Source organism: Paenibacillus pini JCM 16418 (genome assembly GCF_000576305.1).
GTDB lineage: Bacteria > Bacillota > Bacilli > Paenibacillales > Paenibacillaceae > Paenibacillus_AQ > Paenibacillus_AQ pini.
Genome location: NZ_BAVZ01000032.1, coordinates 1 through 19967 on the forward strand (window position 1 = coordinate 1; position 19967 = coordinate 19967).

The window sequence follows — 19967 nt, forward strand, 5'->3', positions numbered from 1 at the left end:
CGGAGCGCCCGAAGGGCTCCGCCTCCCGCAGCCGCCGCATAGAAGGGCGGCAGGCGGATGGCCAAAGCATAACGCCCGCCCGCTTCCTACTATGGGCGGTGACGGGCGCGGGAAAGACCGAAATGATTTTCCCGCTACTAGACTCGGTGCTGTCTGCCCAAGGAAGAGTACTCGTAGCAACGCCTAGACGAGACGTCGTGCTAGAGCTTGCCCCGCGATTGGCGAAAGCATTTGAAAGTACTTCTTTGGTAGCTCTGTATGGGGGCAGTACGGAACGATGGCAAAGCGGAGGGATAACGTTGGCAACAACACATCAGTTAATTCGATTTTATCAGACATTCGATTTGGTTGTTATTGATGAACTCGATGCTTTTCCATACCATAATGATCCGATGTTGCTTTTGCTGCGCAGCAGGCCTGCAAACCAGAAGGCAGGTTTGTATACTTATCAGCTACCCCGCCACGTCCCTTACAGAAGGAAGTCACGCGGGGAACACTTGAGCATGCTAAAGTTCCTGTTCGATTTCACGGTCACCCCCTGCCAGTACCCAAGCGAATTGCGTTGAGAAGCATTCAGGAATGCTTACGGCGACCGATGCTTCTGAGTCCCCTTAATGAACAGCTTCGCCATTCTATGAAGCGGGGTGCACAAATATTTCTATTCGTCGCTCGGATTCGGCACATCGAGCCGCTAGTTCACATACTGCGTAAAATTTTTCGAGATATACGCGTGGAAGGCACTTCTTCTGTAGATCCACAGCGGGCGGAGAAGGTGAATTCTTTTCGCCAAAAGGAAATCCGTTTACTTGTAACGACCACCATACTCGAAAGAGGAGTCACAGTTCCCCGAAGCGATGTATTTATAGCTGATGCAGATAGTGGTTTATTTGACGAAGCATCCCTCGTACAAATGGCCGGAAGGGCAGGAAGATCGGCTGAAGATCCCGCAGGTCAAGTGATTTTTGCATCTCCACAATGGACTCTTTCACAGAAAAGAGCGGTCAATCAAATTAAGAGCATGAACCGGATTGCAATGAAGAAGGGATACATACAAACAAAGTGATAATGATGAAATATTTAGAGGAAAAGGAGAGATTCTTATGAATATAAATCCGCAAATAATGGGAGGCTTTATTCATGGTTTATTGGCACCTCCCGGAGAGATCTGCCTGACATGTGGCAGTAAAAGGAGAATGGCACCAGGGCAACTCGGCATTTGTATAAACTGTGCAGAAGCCATTCCTTGGATCGTTGAAGCGCGATGTAGGTATTGTGGCCGAGGAATCGGCTGTCCAGACTGCATCAGGCCAGAGGCTGCTGGACGTTCTTTTGTATGTAATCGTAGTGCGGTATATTATTCCGCTGAAATGAGAGAATGGCTTGCTCTTTATAAATATAGAGGTCATGAACGATATGCGGCGCTCTTCATAGCGATGATGAATAATGCCTATGATCGAATGGATTGGGAAATGAGCAGCAATATAGCGGGGAGACGCTTACCTCCAAAAAGTATATATCGTAATTCATATTGGCAACCGGATGCTGTGACTTTTGTTCCTGTAAGCCAAGAGCGTCTTTCTGAAAGGGGATTTAATCAGGCGGAAGTTCTTGCTACGGGTATAGCACTTCATAAGCATATGCCGAGTTTGCCCCTGCTGATCCGTGGCGAAAATACGGCGAAACAAAGTTTTAAATCGCGACAACAGCGGATAGACTCTATGAAGCATATATTCGAAATGCACCCGCAGGCTGAATTGATGATTCACTCCATTCTAAGGCGCAAACAAGCGCAGAAGCTTCATGCAAATAAGTCGCAAACAGAGCTCGTACGCCTACTATTGGTAGATGATATTTATACGACAGGAAGTACTATCGATGCATGTGCCTCTGTTTTACATCAGTCTTTTTCTCAAATGGGGAGAATTCCCTTAGAAGTCTATAGTCTAACTTGGGCCCGGTCTTAGTTCACTTCTAGTCCTTTATTGCAAATAATCTAATCCCTTGGCTAATTAAGGATGGACGTGGATAGTGCGATAAGGTAATCTATAAACATTATCAATCTTAAGAATTGTTATGGAACAGGGGGCGGCATAGTGAATCTAGGGAATTGTCCTCGCTGCGGCAAATTGTATGCTGTAAATTTTAAAGACATGTGCCCAAGTTGTATCAAAGAAATGGAAATTGAATACGAAAAATGCGTAAAGTACTTGCGTGAGGAGAAGGGTGCAAATATTCAGCAACTATCTGATGCAACGGATGTTTCGATTAAGCAAATTACTCGTTTTGTCCGTGAAGGCCGTATATCTGTGTTAAATGCTCCAAACCTAATGTACCCATGTGAGGTCTGCGGAACGATGATTCGTGATGGCCACATGTGCGATTCCTGCCGCGGGAGACTGACCAAAGAACTGAGTCAGATCACGAAGGATGAGTCTAATAGGGATAATGGAACTAAGCAAAAAGTCGATGGCGCCTATCGTGTTATGGACAAATATCATAAATAAGTGACTACTGGACTAAAAACACATATAGCTATTCATAATGTTTCAATTATGACCGATAAACTTAGTAAAGATTATCGGTTTTTTTGTTTATGCTACAATAGAAGATCATTTGAGATTGTAGCAACGTCATAGACTGACGACTCCTAAAAAATTAAAAGAAGGTGGAAAATATGAAAATTAATGAAACCGGACGAATTGGTGGAGTGAACCCGTACCAACGTAATATTGAAGCACAGCGGCAAGAGGTACAGAAGCCTGCCCGCCGTAAGGATGAAATATCAATATCCTCCGAGGCTATGGAAATGTTGGAGGCTCAAGTCGTTAACACAGATCCTGAGAGAGTGAAGAAGATTGAGGATCTAAAGCAACAAGTATCTTCTGGGACGTATCAAGTAGAATCTGGTAAAGTCGCCGAGAAGCTCATGCCTTATTTTAAAAAGTTATCAGGGAACTAGGTGAAATTAGATGTCGGTTCAATCTTTAGTTAACCTGCTTGAGCAGCTTGATGTTGCTCATAAATACATGCTTGATCTGGCTATTCTTAAGAAGAAGGCCGTTATGGATAATAATGTGGATTCCCTTATCCGACTGATGAATCAGGAAACTAAAGGAATGAAACAGATCGAATTATTGGAACAACAGCGTGTTAGCGAAGCTCAGCAATTTTTACAGGCTTGCGGTATTAAATCACAATTAAATCTTACTCTAACGGAAATATCGCGGCTCGTTTTCGATATTGAAGACAAACAGAAGCTGCTACAAATACAGAAACAATTATCTGAGACAATGACCCAATTAAAAGAAGCAAATGATTTAAATCAGAAGCTTATGGAACAATCATTATCATTTATAGATTATTCACTGGAAGTCATGGTGGGAAGGCCAAACCAAGAGGCAACCTATCAGCATCCGTCCGAACGCAATAGTGGGCTCGGCAGCAGGGCAGGTATTTTTGATTCGCGAGCTTAATATTTATTTCAAGCTCGCGAATTCTGAGGGGGAAAATTAATGACATCTACATTTCATTCAATAGAAACAGCAAAGCGAAGCCTGTTTACCCAGACAGCCGCTTTAAATACGACAGGTCACAATATTTCAAATGCTAACACAGAAGGTTATACCCGCCAAGTCGTTAAAATGCAGGCATCCATTCCTATTGAAGCCTATGGTCTAAATCGTTCCAATGCTCCAGGTCAGCTAGGTACAGGTGTGGAATATCAGTCCATTAAACGGATCAGAGAGAGTTACTTAGATACTCAATATCGGAATGAAAATAATGCCAACGGAAGCTGGGGCATTAAATCGGATACTTTAAATAAATTAGAGGGTATTTTTAACGAGCCTTCAAATACAGGGATTAGCAAAGTACTGAATAACTTCTGGAATTCGTGGTCCAATCTCAGCAAGGATCCAGAGAGTGCTTCTGCTCGCAAAGTAGTCAAAGAAAATGCGGCTGCATTAACAGACGCCATGAACTATATGAGTGGTCAGCTTAACCAGTTAAGTCAGGATTTGACGGCAAATGTTGGCGTGAAAGCCAGTGAAGTACAGAACTATTTAACTTCGATAGCAGATCTTAACGGATCGATTACTCGGATTGAAGGACTAGGCGATCATGCCAATGATTTGAGAGATCAGCGAGATTTACTAACAGATAAGCTCTCAAGAATTATTAATGTGAACGTTCAGGAAACCGATCAAGGCTACACGATCATGATGGGCAACCAGACTTTAGTGGAAGGTAGTGAAGTTCAAGTAGATGTGGATGGATCTACGGCTGATGACAAGGGGAACTTCCTTGAGAATGCATATACTTCTGGCAATCTTAAGGGGGGAGAAGTCTATGGCGTAATTGCCTCGCGAGAGGTTTACGTCAAGGACTACCAGAAGCAGCTCGACGATATGGCCAACACGCTGGCCACTGGTGATATTCAGATCACACTCCCTAAAGGCAGTATCTTGCCAGAGGGTGTATCCATAAATGGTGTTAATGGGCGAGTAATAGATCAGGATACAGTGGTTACTGTAAAAGGTCTGAACGGACTTCATCAGCTTGGGTATACCTTGATGGGACTACAGGTGGCGGACTCCCTTTCTTTGAAGCTAAGGGTGGTGGAACTATAACAGCTGCTAACATTAGTCTGAACTCTAAGATTGCGGAAGATCAGAATCTGATTGCCACATCCCTCCGTACAGAGGGCGTAGGAACGACTGAGGCTGTGATTAAGGGGAACAATACGCTTGCCCTTCTCATGGCTAATATGAACCAAATTCATTTTAAATCTTCTGATAGTGATCGATCGATGACTATTGATGGATATTATAACTCTACAGTAGGACAGCTAGGTGTACAGTCGCAGGAAGCACAGCGTCAGACCGATAACTCTAGCATCTTGGTTCAGCAGGTGGAGAGTCAGCGTCAATCGGTTAGTGGGGTGTCGATCGATGAGGAGATGTCCGATCTGATCAAATTCCAACACGCCTATAGTGCAGCTGCCCGCTTCATGACAACCTTTGACCAATTGCTTGATAAATTAATTAACTCAACAGGCGTTGTAGGCAGATAACGAATAAAGGAGGTAATCTCATATGCTAAGAGTCACATCAAACATGATGAGTTCACAATTGATGCTCAATTTGAATCGTAATGCACTGCAGATGAATAACACTCAGAACCAGCTGGCTACTGGCCGTAAGCTGAATAAGCCTTCGGACGATCCGGTAGGAATTACATATTCCCTTCGTTATCGTGGGGAACTGGCTTCTAACGAGCAATATACGAAGAATGTTGACGGTGCATTGTCATGGCTAGATTTTAACGATACCGTACTGAATCAAGCGGGTGATGTCGTTCAACGCTTGCGTCAATTAACTGTACAGGCCTCTACAGGAAGTAATCCACAATCCGCGCTTGATAGTATCAAGCAAGAGGTAGGCCAACTGAAAGAACAGCTTTTGGATATAGCCAACAGTAAGCTTAACGGCAAATATATTTTTAATGGTGAAACCTATGACAAGAAGCCTTATGATTTCCCGAAGAATGCAGACGGTACCACAAATACCACGGGACTAAATGCAGACGGTACATCTAATGATAAAAGTATGGCTACCCTTGAAACAGATAAAGGGATGATTTACTATTCGGTTGGTGAAAGTGTACAGCTTCCGATTAATCTTACGGGTACGGATATATTCGGTAATGGTGGCGATCCTGATAATATCTTTAATATTATGGATGCTTTGACCCAATCATTGACGGATGGCAATTTTAAAGGGATGACGGAGCAATTAGATAAGATTGATAGCCGAATGGAGACGATCCTAACTACGCGTGCTGAACTTGGTGCTAAAACAAACCGGATCGAACTCATGCAGGGTAGACTCTCCGATTTGAATACGAACCTGACGGATCTTCAATCTAAGACGGAGGATGCTGATTATGCGGAGTTGATTATGAAGTCTAAGATTCAAGAGAATATTTACAATGCTTCGCTATCAGCAGGTTCGAAAATCATCCAACCAACTCTGGTTGACTTTCTGAGATAGAAACAGGAGGTCATTACATGCAGCCTATTCTACAAATTCATCAAACGCCAGCCTATATTGGCATTGATGCTGATTTAGGACAATTCTCTATTCGTCAACAGAAGGCGGAACTGAATATAACAACCACCCCGTCCGAAATAGAGATTCAACAATATCGCCCAGAGCTTCAGGTTGATTCTTCAAGAGCCCATGCTGCTCTAACAGGCGGAAGCATGTTCGATATGAATACAAGAATATACTCCGGTATTCAGAATATTTACCTTCAGGGTATTGCAAGGAGAGTGGAGGAAGGAAATCGGGCAGCGGCCATCCAGAATCCTAGTAACACGATTGCTGAGATTTATGGCCAAGACTGGCAGCCTATTTCTTTTCCAGAGTTCAGGTCACCTGCCTCTATAGATAATGTAGACGTTCGTATTGAAACAACTCCGCCTGATATTACATTTCGTAAAGCTAAAATTGATATTCAGGTGGAGACTCATCGCCCTGAGATTGAATATAATCGCGGGAAACTTGATATTTATATGCGGCAATATGCATCCGTGGAGTACACTCCTCCAGAAATCGATATTCTTAAATAAGGATATCATTCACTATCGTGATCTGTTTAGCTAGGTGCTTTGTGCATAAGCTGCATGCTATTTTATTAGGCACCGTGAGGTGCTTTTGTTGATTTTAAGACCTTTTTAAGGAGTGAATAGACTGTGAGAATAGAAACGTCTTCATGGGGTAATCTCGAAATTACTGAGGAACAAATTTATCATTTCAATAAAGGTTTACCAGGGTTTGATGAAGAGACGGAATTTGCTCTAATCTCTTTGCAAGAAGGAACATTCTCGTATATGCAGTCTTTGAAGGAACCAGCGCTGGCCTTTCTGCTGACAGAACCTTTTGATTATTATAGTGACTATGAGTTCGAATTATCTCCTTCCGATATGGAGGAACTAGAAATTAAGGAGCAGGTGCTTGTTCGATGCATCATTACGTTGAAGGAGTCTATAGAAGAATCGACCATAAATTTGTTGGCTCCAGTTATACTGAATCCAGAAAAACAGTTAGGTAAACAAGTAGTATTGCATAATACGTCCTACCAGACAAGACATCCATTATGGATAGAAGAGTTGCAAGAGAAAGAGCCTTCTGGAAAGGAAGGTGAATAGTCATGCTTGTATTATCTCGTAAGAAGGGTGAGTCTATCGTTATTCAGGATCAGATCGAAGTGTCCATCCTTAGCGTAGAGGGAGATACGGTGAGAGTAGGGATTTCTGCTCCTGCGCATATTGATATTTTCCGCAAGGAAGTCTACCTTTCTATTCAGGAAAGTAACCGAGAATCTGCTATACCTGCTCCTGCAAACTTGGAAGCTTTTATGCAGAAAATAAAAAAAATAAAGAAAAATTAAAAAAATCACAAAAACCTCTAAAGTGTTGGGTTGTCCTTGTCGATATAAGTAGTAGACGCTGATTCGGCAGGGCGGCCGACCTTAACGGGTCAGTGTTTACCACATGGATGTGGAACTAATTTAATTTCAGGGAGGAAATACACAATGATTATCAACCACAATATTACAGCTCTTAACACACACCGTCAGTTGTCTTCCAACACAGCAGCAACAAGCAAGAACATCGAGAAACTATCTTCAGGTCTTCGCATTAACCGCGCTGGGGACGATGCAGCTGGTTTGGCAATTTCCGAGAAAATGCGTGGTCAAATCCGCGGTTTGGATATGGCTTCCAAAAATGCTCAAGATGGTATCTCTTTGATCCAAACTGCTGAGGGAGCACTTAACGAAACTCATAGTATTCTACAACGTGTTCGTGAGCTTGCTGTTCAATCATCAAGTGACACTAACACTGAATCAGATCGCAAAGAGCTTCAAAAAGAAGTTCAACAGCTTAAAGACGAAGTAGATCGTATTGCTAACAACACTGAGTTCAACACTAAGAAGCTTTTGAACGGTGATCTTTCTGCTAAAACGTATAAAGATGAATCTGCGATTGTTGCTAGCAAAACAGGTGATTTCGATGTAAAAATTACAAATGCTACTCTTTCTGATGGATTAGCGACGAATGCTAGCGTTGTAACAGCAGATGATACATTTACTGTTAAAGTAACTGAATATGATGCTAAGACAAATACTTATTCATACACGATTACACCAGAATCTACAGGTGTAGAAGGTGCTAAACAGGACTTCTCAGTTCCTCCAGTAGCTGCAGATACCGTAGGCAATCCAGGTTCTTTGGGTGGGCTAGACGTAACAATTGATTCCACAAAAATCAAAGTGGGCGATTCCTTCACTATAGTAACACGTAAAGAACAAAATGCTACAGGTAGTAAAACGAATGCACTTCAATTCCAAATTGGTTCGAACTCTAACCAAACGATTGGTGTAGGTGTGGATTCCATGAAAACATCTGATTTGCATATTAACAAAGTGGATATCTCTACACAAGCTGGCGCAACTGCGGCTATCTCAACTTTGGATGATGCAATCAAGAACGTGTCTGCAGAGCGTTCTAAATTGGGTGCTGTACAGAACCGTCTAGAACACACAATCAACAACTTAGGAACTTCTTCGGAGAACCTGACAGCTGCTGAATCCCGTGTTCGTGACGTAGATATGGCTAAAGAAATGATGGAGCAAACGAAGAACAATATCCTTGCTCAAGCTGCTCAAGCTATGCTTGCTCAAGCTAATCAACAACCACAAGGTGTTCTACAATTACTTCGTTAATTTCTAGCTGATTTTAGATCAAAGAATAGACTCCAGGAAGCCCTGGAGTCTATTTTTTTAGACTGAATTTTGAAGGCTTTCTAAATCTTATAGTTCAAATGGAGGGGTTCAACCACATGGTAAAAAAATTGTTTACGAAGGCAACTGCATTGTTAATGGTGGGCCTTCTACTCATAACACAGTCTATTGCTTACGCAACAGATGTAGAGATTGAGAATCCAACACCGGACTTACTCGCTCCAATCATTAAGACCATCAGTGTATCGAACACGGATCTCACCCCAACAACACCTGTTAAGGTGATCGCAGATATCACAGATGAACTGTCAGGGTATAGTGACGGTTATATTACATACACGAAGTCTAATAATCAAAGTACAAATTTTCCTTTTGTTCTAAATTCGACTACTAAATTATATGAAGCAACGATCTCGGTTGCTAGTAATGGGGTAGGAGGAACTTGGAAAGCAACGGGAATCTTCCTTAGAGATAAGAAAGACAATTCCGTATTACTAAATAATTCAACGGCTCAATCAAATGGTGAGAAAATCGACTTTACACTATTAACTCTAAATGTAAGTGGAATAACGACGCCGCCCGAACCTACAGATAAACAGGCGCCCGTTCTTCATTCCATTCAAGTCGTTTCTCAGCAATTGACGGTGAATGATAAATTGCAGTTAACAGCAGACGTTACAGATGATGAATCTGGAGTATCTACGGTAACGGCTAACTATAGAAAACCGAGTGGTGCAACGAAGTCAATCTCTTTGACTCCGTATGCTTCGGGCAAATTCGTGGGTACTTATGTCATTGGGAAATATGATGAGAGTGGGGATTGGACTCTGGTTTCCGTCGCTACTCGAGACAAGGTAGGCAATACCAAAACATATACTACTTATCTGGATAAGGATAATAACACACAGAACTTCAACAATTGTCTTGTAACGGTTAGTGGGACAACGATTGATAAAGAAGCACCTGTTTTACATGATATTTCCGTGACTTCACAGCTTGTACGTCCCAATGAAAAAATTGAAGTGCGTGCAGACGTTACAGACAATGAATCAGGTGTTGCAAGCGTACGAGTAACGTATAAGAAACCGGATGGAAGTACAAGTAATATTGATTTATATAAAAATGCGACAGGTCAATTTGTAGGATCGGTTACGATCGGCATGTATGAAGAACGCGGTAGTCGTACATTAACTTCCGTTTATATGTCAGATGCATTAGGTAATAACAAGACGGTAACGAGTTATGTAAACAATAACAATACGACCAAAACATTCGAGCATTGTACAGTTGAGGTCACAGGGACGACGCCGGATTGGGAAGGTCCAGAATTTATCTCTGGAGGAATTAGTGTTCGGCAAATTTCTAATGTACAAGCTGAGGTGATCCTTACCATTGGAGCTGAGGACCGCCTATCAGGTATTGCAAGTGGAACACTCACAGGCGCATATAAAAAGCCGAATGGCAAAATGTTAAATTTAAGCTTTACTCCAACTAGTAACAACCAATATTCTGCTTCTATTCTCATTGATAAATATGACGTATTAGGCAAATGGGAACTGAATACGATATCCATCCGCGATAATGTCGGAAATTACACCAGACCCGTTAAACTAGGGAGAGTGTATTATCAGAATTTGATTTTAATGTGTTAGGCAAAATCACAATAACCCCGGGGACACCAAACCACATATCATTTGATGCCCCTACAGAATTAAATAAGGGCCAAACATATCAGTTAAAGCCCATGTTAGCTTACAGTAATGATTTAGTCGAACCTGTAGATATTACGAATGATGCTTTAACGAAATATACTTCGTCAAATACAGAACTATTAACGGTTAACACACAAGGCCTCATCCAAGTTCCTGCGAATGTAAAATCAGGGTATGCGACGGTTGAGGTAACTTACGGCAATGTGCGAAAAGTAGTAGTGATCAAAATTAATGGGGGAAATACGGATTCTTATTTGGAGGTTTCTCCACTCTTAATCAACATGTCCTCTGGGAAATCACAACAAATCAAAGTTGTTGAAGTAAATGACGGTGCTCGGAAAGACGTTACGAATTCATCTAGTGGTATCACGTATACAAGTACAGACTCTTCCATTGTTACAGTGACTCCAGATGGTCTAATTAGCGCTATCTCCGAGGATCAACAAGGCACATTTTATATTAATGTAAACTACAAAGGTTTAAATGCGAAGACAACAGTTAAAATTACGAAGCCTACAGTGAAGTCATTATCTATCTCCCCTCTTCAGGAGACGCTTTCCTTAAGCAATAATAAGCTTCAATTAGTTCTAAAAGCATTCATGACCGATGGCACTACAAAAGATGTAACGGTCGGCTCAGAAGGGACTAAATATACTTCCTCTGATCCTAAGAGAGCAACTGTGGATGCTAACGGATTGGTCAGTATTCCCCCAGATGCAATCACAGGTAAAGTGATTATTAAAGCGACCAATAATAATCTAATAGCTCAGACATCTCTAACGATTGATGGTAATCCTGAGCTTACGGGAATTCAGATTGTTCCTGAATCTCTAACGATGTATCCAGGAGGGACGAAGAAGCTCCAAGTCCTTGCTAAATACTCTAATGATACGACTAAGGATATAACAGCAGGCAGTTCTGGAGTTGTCTATACGAGTAGTGTTCCAGCACAAGCAGGTGTAAGTGTGGATGGAGAGGTTACCGTTCCGGCAAATGCTAACTTGGGAACAGCTGTCGTCACAGTGAAGTATGATGTTCTTAAAGCGACGGTAGTATTAAATGTAGTCAAAGATATAACGAATGATATACAATCCATAGTCGTTAGTCCAGATGTATTAACTCTGATGCCTGGAGATATTCAGCAGTTGAAGGTAACGGCTACTATGGGGGATAACAGATTAAAGGATATAACAGCAAGTAGCGAAGGTACAATCTATACGAGCAGCATTGTATCACAGGCTATTGTGGATACGGAAGGTAAAATAAGTATTGCTAAGGATGCTGTGGAAGGAACAGTGGTTATCACGGCTAAGAATGGAACTTTCCAATCTAAGTCCGTTATAACAATTGCTAACAATCCTGCAAAAGAAATGAAGAGTATAGCAGTTACACCAAGCACCGTTAGCTTATCGGCAGGAAAGACGCAACAATTAGTTGTGGCTGCAACGATGGGAGACGGTACGAAGAAGGATATAACAGCAAGTAGCGAGGGTACGGTCTATACGAGCAGCATCCCAGAACGGGCTGTTGTGAATGCAGAAGGTATAATAACCATTCCTTCTAATGCATCACTAGGTACCGTAGTGATTACAGCGAAAAATGGGAAATTACAGTCGACAGTCACCGTAACCGTCGGCCCAGATCCAGCAACTCAAATCAAGAGTTTAACCATTACTCCAAGCGCTGTAACATTGTCAGCAGAGGATACACAGCAATTGACCGTCAACGCTGTTATGGGAGATGACAGCTTAGTAGATTTAACAAGTAGCAGCAAAGGAACGACCTATATAAGTAGCAGTACGGAACAGGTGACAGTAGATACAGAAGGTAAAATCACCATTGCGAAGTTGTCCACCGCAGGTACCGTGGTGATTACGGCTAAGAATGGAACACTCCAATCGAAATCCATTATCTCGATCGTCAATAATCCAGCAAAAGAGATCAAGAGTATAGCTGCTACTCCAAGCACGGTTAACTTATCGGCAGGAAAGACGCAACAAATCGTCGTAACTGCAACGATGGGAGACGGCACAAAGAAGGATATAACAGCAAGTAGCGAGGGTACGGTCTATACAAGTAGCATCCCAGAACGTGCTATTGTTAATGCAGAAGGTAACATAACCATTCCTTCTAATGCATCACTAGGTACGGTAGTGATTACAGCCAAAACGGGAAAATTACAGTCGACAGTCATAGTAACCGTCGGCCCAGATCCAGCAACTCAGATCAAGAGTTTAGCCATTACTCCAAGCGCTCCAACTTTGTCAGCAGAGGATACACTGCAATTGACCGTAAACGCTGTTATGGGAGATGACAGCTTAGTAGATTTAACAGGTAGCAGCAAAGGAACGACTTATACAAGCAGCAATACGGAACAGGCGACGGTAGATGCAGAAGGTAAGATCACCATTGCGAAGTTTGCTACCGCAGGCACCGTGGTGATCACGGCTAAGAATGGAACGCTCCAATCGAAATCCGTTATCTCAATCGTTAACAATCCGGCAAAAGAGATCAAGAGCATAGCGGTTAGTCCAAGCACCGTCACCTTATCCGCAGGAAAGACGCAGCAGTTGGTCGTCACTGCAACGATGGGAGATGGTAAGAAGAAGGATATGACAGCAAGTAGTGAGGGAACCGTGTATACAAGCAGTAATACAGCTCGTGCAACCGTGGCTAATGAAGGATTAATAACAATTCCTTCAAGTGCGACGCTAGGTACAGTTACGATAACCGCTAAGATCGGCACATTCCAGTCGGTGGTTAACTTGACCGTAGGTAAGGATCCGGCCACAGAGATCAAGAGTCTAGCTGTGAGCCCGAGCACGGTGACCCTATCAGCGGAAGACATGCAGCAATTGACCGTGAATGCTGTTATGGGAGATGACAGCTTAGTAGATTTAACAAGCAGCAGTAAAGGAACCACCTATACAAGCAGTATTCCGGAACAGGCGACGGTGGATGCAGAGGGTAAGATTACCATTGCGAAGTTTGCTACCGCAGGCACCGTGGTGATCACGGCTAAGAATGGAACGCTCCAATCGAAATCCGTCATCTCAATCGTCAATAATCCGGCAAAAGAGATCAAAAGCATAGCTGTTAGTCCAAGCACCGTCACCTTATCCGCAGGAAAGACGCAACAGTTGGTCGTAACTGCAACGATGGGAGACGGGAAGAAGAAGGATATGACAGCAAGTAGCGAAGGAACGTTGTATACAAGCAGTAATACTGCACGTGCAACCGTAGATACAGAGGGGAAAATAACAATACCTTCTAGTGCGACACTAGGTACAGTTACGATTACTGCCAAGATTGGCACATTCCAGTCTGTAGTTAACTTGACTGTGGGCAAGGATCCGGCAACAGAGATCAAGAGTATTACGGTTACCCCGAGTACAGTTACCTTGTCAGCGGAAGATATACAGCAATTAACCGTAAATGCTGTTATGGGAGATGACAGCTTAGTAGATTTAACAAGCAGCAGCAAAGGAACGACCTATATAAGCAGCAATACGACACAGGCGACGGTAGATGCAGAAGGTAAAATCACCATTGCGAAGTTTGCCACCGCAGGTACGGTGGTGATCACGGCTAAGAATGGAACGCTCCAATCGAAATCCGTCATCTCAATCGTTAACAATCCGGCAAAAGAGATCAAGAGCATAGTGGTTAGTCCAAGCACCGTGGCCTTATCTGCAGGAAAGACGCAACAGTTGGTTGTAACTGCAACGATGGGAGACGGTAAGAAGAAGGATATGACAGCAAGTAGCGAAGGAACCTTGTATACAAGCAGTAATACAGCTCGTGCAATCGTGGATACAGAGGGTAAGATAACAATCCCTTCAAGCGCGACGCTAGGTACAGTTACGATTACTGCCAAGATTGGTACCCTCCAATCAAGTGTCTCTGTAACCGTGGGACAGGACCCGGCAACTGAGGTAAGAAGCATAGCTATTACCCCAAGTACCGTCAACTTGCCAACAGGAGGCATGCTACTATTGGTCGTAAACGCAGTTATGGGCGATGGTAGTCTGAAAGATATTTCAGGCAGTGCAAAAGGAACTATTTATACCAGTAGTATTCCAGAACGTGCAGTTGTAGATGCGGAGGGGAATCTTTCGATACCTTCGAATGCTACTCTGGGCACGGTTGTAATTACGGCAAAGAACGGGACTTTTAAATCCACAGTCACTGTGACCGTAAGCAAGGATCCGGCGACAGAAATGAGAAGTATTTCGATTACGCCAAGTGCTGTATCATTATCAGCAGGAAGTACTCGACAGTTAATAGTTACGGCGACTATGGAAGACGATAGTCTTAAAGATGTGACAGCCAGTACTAAGGGGACGGTATACACTAGCAGTAACACAAACTATGTTGTGGTAAATGCGGAAGGCTTGATTACGATTCCGAGCAGCACGCCCGCAGGTACCGTTACAATTACGGCAAAGAATGGAACTTTAAAAACGGTATCGGTTATTACCATAACAAATTAGTACTGACTAAAGACTAATGAATAATACTCATCTATTTTATAGACAGGGCCTTTCTTCGGAAGGGTCCTGTTTTTTTGACTAATTAGATTCTGAGAAGCAGGTATTTGCAAGTGTCATTACTTAATTAATTTCATCATTTACTTAATGAGGATATCTTTACTGCCGATATATAGAATATATCTATTTTTTCGGGGGGTTATTTTAGGATGAATGTACAATTCTCACTAACAGCAAGTACGACACCCAAGAGCAAACCAGAACCGGCGGTTAATGCTGAGCTTGCATCTTCAGCATACAGTGCACCGATCATTCGTAATGTTAAAGATTTAGCTTTAAAAGAGAAACAGGGTGTGTCTGTTACTTTAGGTGAGGAACAACTTATCCGAAATATCGACCGCGCAGTGAGGTCGCTTCAAGGACCAGAAACTACCCTCGATATCAGTATTCATGATAAAACACATCAAATTATGGTCAAGGTCCTTAATAAGGACACCGGGGAAGTTATCCGTGAGGTACCGCCAGAGAAGACGCTGGACTTGGTAGCCAAGATGATGGAATTAGCCGGAATTATAATGGATGAGAAAGTTTAGGGAGGGTTATTCATGACGATAAGAATTAATGGCTTTTCGGGCTTTGATGTGGATAGCATGGTCACGAAGCTCATGACCGCCAAACGGATTCCGCTTGATAAGCTTAACCAACAGAAAACCTATTTATCTTGGCAACGTGATAGCTATCGCGAGATGAATAGTAAGATGTTTGATTTCAAGCAAAATAAGCTGACCGATACATTTAATAAATCAATTGCAATGACCACCCGTCAGGCAACAGTATCAGGCAATAAAGATGCCATCAAGGTTGAGGTCAGTGGAGAAGCAACGGGCGTTCCTATGACGGTCACCGTTTTAAAGGTTGGAACAAAAGCTAATATAGCTCCCAAAGGCCCGATGATGGTGGAACCGGCTGGAGCAGATCCAGTTGCTAATCCGGGAAAGAAAGCAGCTCTTACGACTACTCTTGATAAATTAAATGGAGGTTCCGCACCAGCGGACGGTAACCCCGAAACTTTCCGTTTAACAATTAATAACACAGAGCTTAAGTTCTCCAGCAAAGATAGCATTTCTACTGTTATTGGTACGATCAACAGTTCAAAGGCAGGTGTAGTGGCTTCCTTTGACGAAGTGAGTGGGGAGTTCTCGCTTACGGCTAAAGAGTTTGGTAGCCCGAAAATTGTAGTAGCTGAGAAATATGCAGATTCCAAAATGTTGCAACTTCTTAATCTCAACCCTGCTGAAAATAATAATGCAGCCGAAGAAGGAGTAGTAAATGTAAGTACGGTATCTGCAGACGGCAGCACAGTGGTAAATACATTTACTACGAACAAAAACAATGCAGTTACTGTAAATGGAGTTACCATAACTTTATTGCAGAAATCCGATAGTACTAATCCTTCTACAATTACAACTACGATAGATCCAAGCAAAGCTGTGGATACAATCAAGTCCTTTATTCAAAGTTATAATGATTTATTGAACACCTTGAATAATAAGGTGGATGAGGCTAAATATAGGGAATTCACTCCTTTAACGGATGAGCAGAAAACATCTATGAAGGAAAGTGAGATTACCAGTTGGGAAGCCAAGGCTAAAAGTGGTTTACTTAAAAATGATGATATTCTTAAAGAAGCCATTAATTCAATGAGATCAATTATTAGTAGCAAAATGGGACAGTTATCTGCTTTGGGAATCACTAGTGGGGAGTATTTCGAAGGTGGCAAGCTCTATCTAAACGAGGACAAATTAAAGGCAGTGCTTATGACTAATCCTCAAGAGGCTACGAGTTTATTCCAAGGAAATTCAGATGCAAAAGATGGTATATTTAGTAAATTAAATGCCGCAATGACCAATTCGATGCAGAAGTTTTCAGATCGGGCAGGTACAAACAAATATAGTGGTGATTTAAGCAGTGTCTTTAAAAGCGAGAGTGTGATGGGCAAGAAATTGAAAGATTATACTTCGCAAATAAGTAAGCTGACAACTCGTTTGAATGATGCGGAAACACGTTATTACAAACAATTTTCAGCCATGGAAACAGCCATGAACAAACTCCAATCCCAGTCGTCTAGCCTTTTTGGTAGTTCATCTTAATCATTTCTGAAATAGTAAAGGGTGAAGGTAATTGATAACATCTCCTTATGAAAAATACCGACAGTCTTCCGTTCAAACATCAACCCCGAGCCAATTGTTGCTTATGTTATATGATGGAGCCATCCGTTTCGTTCGTACAGGTATTGACGGATTGCAGAAACAAGATTTGCAGAAGGCCAATCTAAATTTAGGTAAAGGACAGAGCATTGTTAATGAGCTTTTGTCATCTTTGGATAGAAGCTACGCTGTGTCCGAGGGTCTTGCTTCGATGTACGAGTATATTAATCATCTTCTTATTGAAGCTAATGTAAAGAAGATAGCTGAACCTGCTGAAGAGGCAATTGGTTATTTGATGGAGCTAAGAGAAACATTTGCACAAGCGGCAAAGATCAGTCTGGCAAGTCAAGGTCAAGAGATACAGCATGGATAATGTAATCGATCAATTAGAAGAAATTACACAATCCATTATGGTTAGTCTTTCTCATTCTTCATTTGAAGATTTGGAAAACTTTGTGGAAGAACGTCAACGTATTATTGATCATATTAATCATCTTAAACTCGAGAAACCAATCACTTCAGAGCAATTCATACGTCTGCAGGAAATTTTGAAATGTGATCCTCTCATTCTAGATAAAATGTTAGAACTTAAGAACGAAGCCTCGAATTGGCTCCAGCAACGCGGTCAGGCAAAGGTTCGTAGTCATGCTTATGAAATGGTTTACACTCCGGATAGTATATTGATGGATAAGAAAAATTAATGATAATCCGCAAAAACTATGAGAATTATCTCATGGTTTTTTTGCATTTTTTACATAGAAAAAACATTTAGGAGAATAAAGGTAAAAAAGTATATATATACTTTGTCTAATTATGGTATAATCGCCTTTGTGCCATTAGTTTCAAAGACCTATTTTTACGGAAATAAGAATGTAGAGCCTATTTTTTTTACAAAATTTAATTGAATTATAGCTCGTAAATTAGGTCTTAATACTTGTTTTTTTTAGGTTGACAATCTACTAGAAAAGAGACTTTAGGAGGATAAGAATGAATAAGAACGTACGTAATACAATCACTGGATTAATTGGTTTAAGCTTAACATTGGGATCTGCAGGTGCTGTAGGGGCTGCATCTGTTAGTGATTTAGCAGGACACTGGGCTGAGAAACAAATGCAAGAATGGATTGGGAAAGGAGATCTTAATGGATATACTGATGGTTCGGTAAAGCCGAATAAATCGATTACCCGCTCTGAATTTATTGCACTAGTAAATCGTATGTTTAAGAATACGGAAACAACACCAATTCATTTTGCAGATCTACCAGAAACAAATTGGGCATATACAGATATTTCAAAAGCTATCAAAGCTGGTTACCTGCAAGGTTATGAGAATAATACGATTCGGCCAAATGCGAATGTAACTCGTCAGGAAGCTGCTTCTATTATTTCCAAAGTAGTAGGTTTGAAATCTGGTGATTTACAGTCGCTAAATCAATATAAAGATGCGTCTCAAATCTCAGCTTGGAGTAAAGATAGCGTTGCAGCAGTTGTTGAGAAGGATATTATGAAAGGTTATCAAGATGGTACCTTCGCTCCTCAAAAGATTTTGACTCGTGCAGAAGCAGTTGTTTTGATTGATGCAGCTCTTAATAAAAAGAAATTAATGGAAACTGTTACATATGATAAATCAGGCGTTTATGGTTCCACTCAAGAAACTAAGATCATTGAAGGAAATGTAGTTATTAGTGTTCCAGGTGTTTCTTTGGAAAATGTAGAGATTAAAGGCGATCTTTTATTGGCTGAAGGTATTGGGAGTGGAGACGTTACCCTCAAAAACGTGAAAGTACATGGTACAACTAACGTTCAGGGCGGCGGAGAAAATTCAATACATTTTGTTGACTCTGTACTAGTGAACATTGTTATCGATAAGAAAGATGGTACTGTGCGCATCGTTGCTGAAGGAACGACAACTGCTAAGACGGTGGTGGTTAAATCTGCTGCTAAAGTCGAAGAAAGTAATGTATCAGGCGTTGGATTTACAGACGTTGAGCTTTCAAAAGAGTTGCCAGCCAATGCGAAAGTAGTATTGAACGGCACATTTGATGAGGTTGACGTTTTCGCAGCTTCCATCACGGTTCAGTTGACTAGAGGCTCAATTGATAGTTTTCATGTAGAGGGAACTGCTCAGAACTCATCTATTCAATTAAGTAGTGAAGCTAAAATTATCAATCTAGTATTGGATGCAGTAGCTAAACTTCTCGGCTCAGGACAAATTCAAAAGGCTCAAATTAATGATGGTGCAAAAGGATCTACTTTTGAGAAAAAACCAGATACCGTTGAAGGCTCTGCAAAGGATTCAGTAGTTGTGAGTACTCCTGTAGCGCCAAGCACGCCTAGTACTGGAAGTTCAAGTGGTGGATCTTCTAGCGGTGGATCAACAGGTGGGGGCGGTACTACTTCTCCAACTCCAGATGTGGATCAACAAGAGGCGAATAAAGTTAGTTCTCTGATAACAGCACTTTCAGCAATTGATAAGTTAACTTTAGCAGATGAGAATGACGTCTATAAAACGAACGAGGCATTTAAAGCTTTATCTATAAAACAACAGGCATTAGTGAGCGAAGCGAATCAAACCAAACTAACAGACGCAGTTGCGAAGATTGCAGAACTCAAAGCCGCAGCTGAACGTGATCAAGCCGCAGCAGATGCAGTAACCGCGAAAATCGTAGCCTTACCAGAAGAAATCACGTTAAAGAATGAAGAGGAAGTAGCTGCAGCACAAGCTGCATATGAAGATTTAACAGCAGAGCAAAA

Annotated in this window: 16 protein-coding genes and 2 pseudogenes; all 18 read left to right on the forward strand. The window is 41.8% G+C overall.

Features of this window, described 5'->3' with window-relative positions; genetic code table 11:
* Positions 1-1063: pseudogene (locus JCM16418_RS24470) on the forward strand (helicase-related protein); the annotation flags it as partial.
* 37 nt (positions 1064-1100) lie between these two features.
* Entirely contained in the window at positions 1101-1964 is an 864-nt protein-coding gene (locus tag JCM16418_RS22065; RefSeq protein WP_242403946.1) for a ComFC family protein, read from the forward strand.
* Positions 1965-2093: 129 nt separating this feature from the next.
* Positions 2094-2504 (forward strand): TIGR03826 family flagellar region protein, encoded by a 411-nt coding sequence (locus JCM16418_RS22070; protein ID WP_036653333.1) that lies wholly within the window; start codon positions 2094-2096, stop codon positions 2502-2504.
* Between the two features lie 170 nt (positions 2505-2674).
* On the forward strand, positions 2675-2959 hold the full coding sequence (flgM, locus tag JCM16418_RS22075; RefSeq protein ID WP_036653335.1) for a flagellar biosynthesis anti-sigma factor FlgM: 285 nt from the start codon (positions 2675-2677) through the stop codon (positions 2957-2959).
* Between the two features lie 10 nt (positions 2960-2969).
* Entirely contained in the window at positions 2970-3473 is a 504-nt protein-coding gene (locus tag JCM16418_RS22080; protein ID WP_036653337.1) for a flagellar protein FlgN, read from the forward strand.
* 39 nt (positions 3474-3512) lie between these two features.
* A pseudogene (gene flgK, locus JCM16418_RS22085) lies at positions 3513-5071 on the forward strand (flagellar hook-associated protein FlgK).
* 22 nt (positions 5072-5093) lie between these two features.
* A complete protein-coding gene (gene flgL / locus JCM16418_RS22090) occupies positions 5094-6050 on the forward strand; it encodes a flagellar hook-associated protein FlgL (protein WP_036653339.1) in 957 nt (318 codons plus the stop codon).
* A gap of 17 nt (positions 6051-6067) precedes the next feature.
* On the forward strand, positions 6068-6631 hold the full coding sequence (locus tag JCM16418_RS22095) for a DUF6470 family protein (protein WP_036653341.1): 564 nt from the start codon (positions 6068-6070) through the stop codon (positions 6629-6631).
* A gap of 123 nt (positions 6632-6754) precedes the next feature.
* The gene (gene fliW, locus JCM16418_RS22100) at positions 6755-7210 is read left to right on the forward strand and encodes a flagellar assembly protein FliW (protein ID WP_036653342.1); all 456 of its coding nucleotides are present in this window, start codon (positions 6755-6757) and stop codon (positions 7208-7210) included.
* Between the two features lie 2 nt (positions 7211-7212).
* On the forward strand, positions 7213-7452 hold the full coding sequence (gene csrA / locus JCM16418_RS22105) for a carbon storage regulator CsrA (RefSeq protein ID WP_036653344.1): 240 nt from the start codon (positions 7213-7215) through the stop codon (positions 7450-7452).
* Between the two features lie 144 nt (positions 7453-7596).
* On the forward strand, positions 7597-8787 hold the full coding sequence (locus JCM16418_RS22110) for a flagellin N-terminal helical domain-containing protein (RefSeq protein ID WP_036653346.1): 1191 nt from the start codon (positions 7597-7599) through the stop codon (positions 8785-8787).
* A 116-nt stretch (positions 8788-8903) separates the two neighbouring features.
* The gene (locus JCM16418_RS22115) at positions 8904-10457 is read left to right on the forward strand and encodes a DUF7743 domain-containing protein (RefSeq protein ID WP_036653349.1); all 1554 of its coding nucleotides are present in this window, start codon (positions 8904-8906) and stop codon (positions 10455-10457) included.
* A 92-nt stretch (positions 10458-10549) separates the two neighbouring features.
* Complete coding sequence (locus JCM16418_RS22120; RefSeq protein WP_148298889.1) at positions 10550-15010, forward strand: beta strand repeat-containing protein; 4461 nt, start codon at positions 10550-10552, stop codon at positions 15008-15010.
* Positions 15011-15216: 206 nt separating this feature from the next.
* A complete protein-coding gene (locus JCM16418_RS22125; protein ID WP_036653353.1) occupies positions 15217-15600 on the forward strand; it encodes a flagellar protein FlaG in 384 nt (127 codons plus the stop codon).
* A 12-nt stretch (positions 15601-15612) separates the two neighbouring features.
* Entirely contained in the window at positions 15613-17157 is a 1545-nt protein-coding gene (gene fliD, locus JCM16418_RS22130) for a flagellar filament capping protein FliD (protein WP_242403947.1), read from the forward strand.
* A 31-nt stretch (positions 17158-17188) separates the two neighbouring features.
* Positions 17189-17587 (forward strand): flagellar export chaperone FliS, encoded by a 399-nt coding sequence (gene fliS, locus JCM16418_RS22135; RefSeq protein WP_036653355.1) that lies wholly within the window; start codon positions 17189-17191, stop codon positions 17585-17587.
* Positions 17580-17915 (forward strand): flagellar protein FliT, encoded by a 336-nt coding sequence (gene fliT / locus JCM16418_RS22140; RefSeq protein WP_036653357.1) that lies wholly within the window; start codon positions 17580-17582, stop codon positions 17913-17915. Before fliS ends, fliT begins: the two co-directional genes overlap by 8 nt.
* A gap of 286 nt (positions 17916-18201) precedes the next feature.
* Positions 18202-19967 (forward strand): S-layer homology domain-containing protein (locus tag JCM16418_RS22145; RefSeq protein ID WP_148298890.1); only part of this gene is annotated, 1766 nt, incomplete at its 3' end.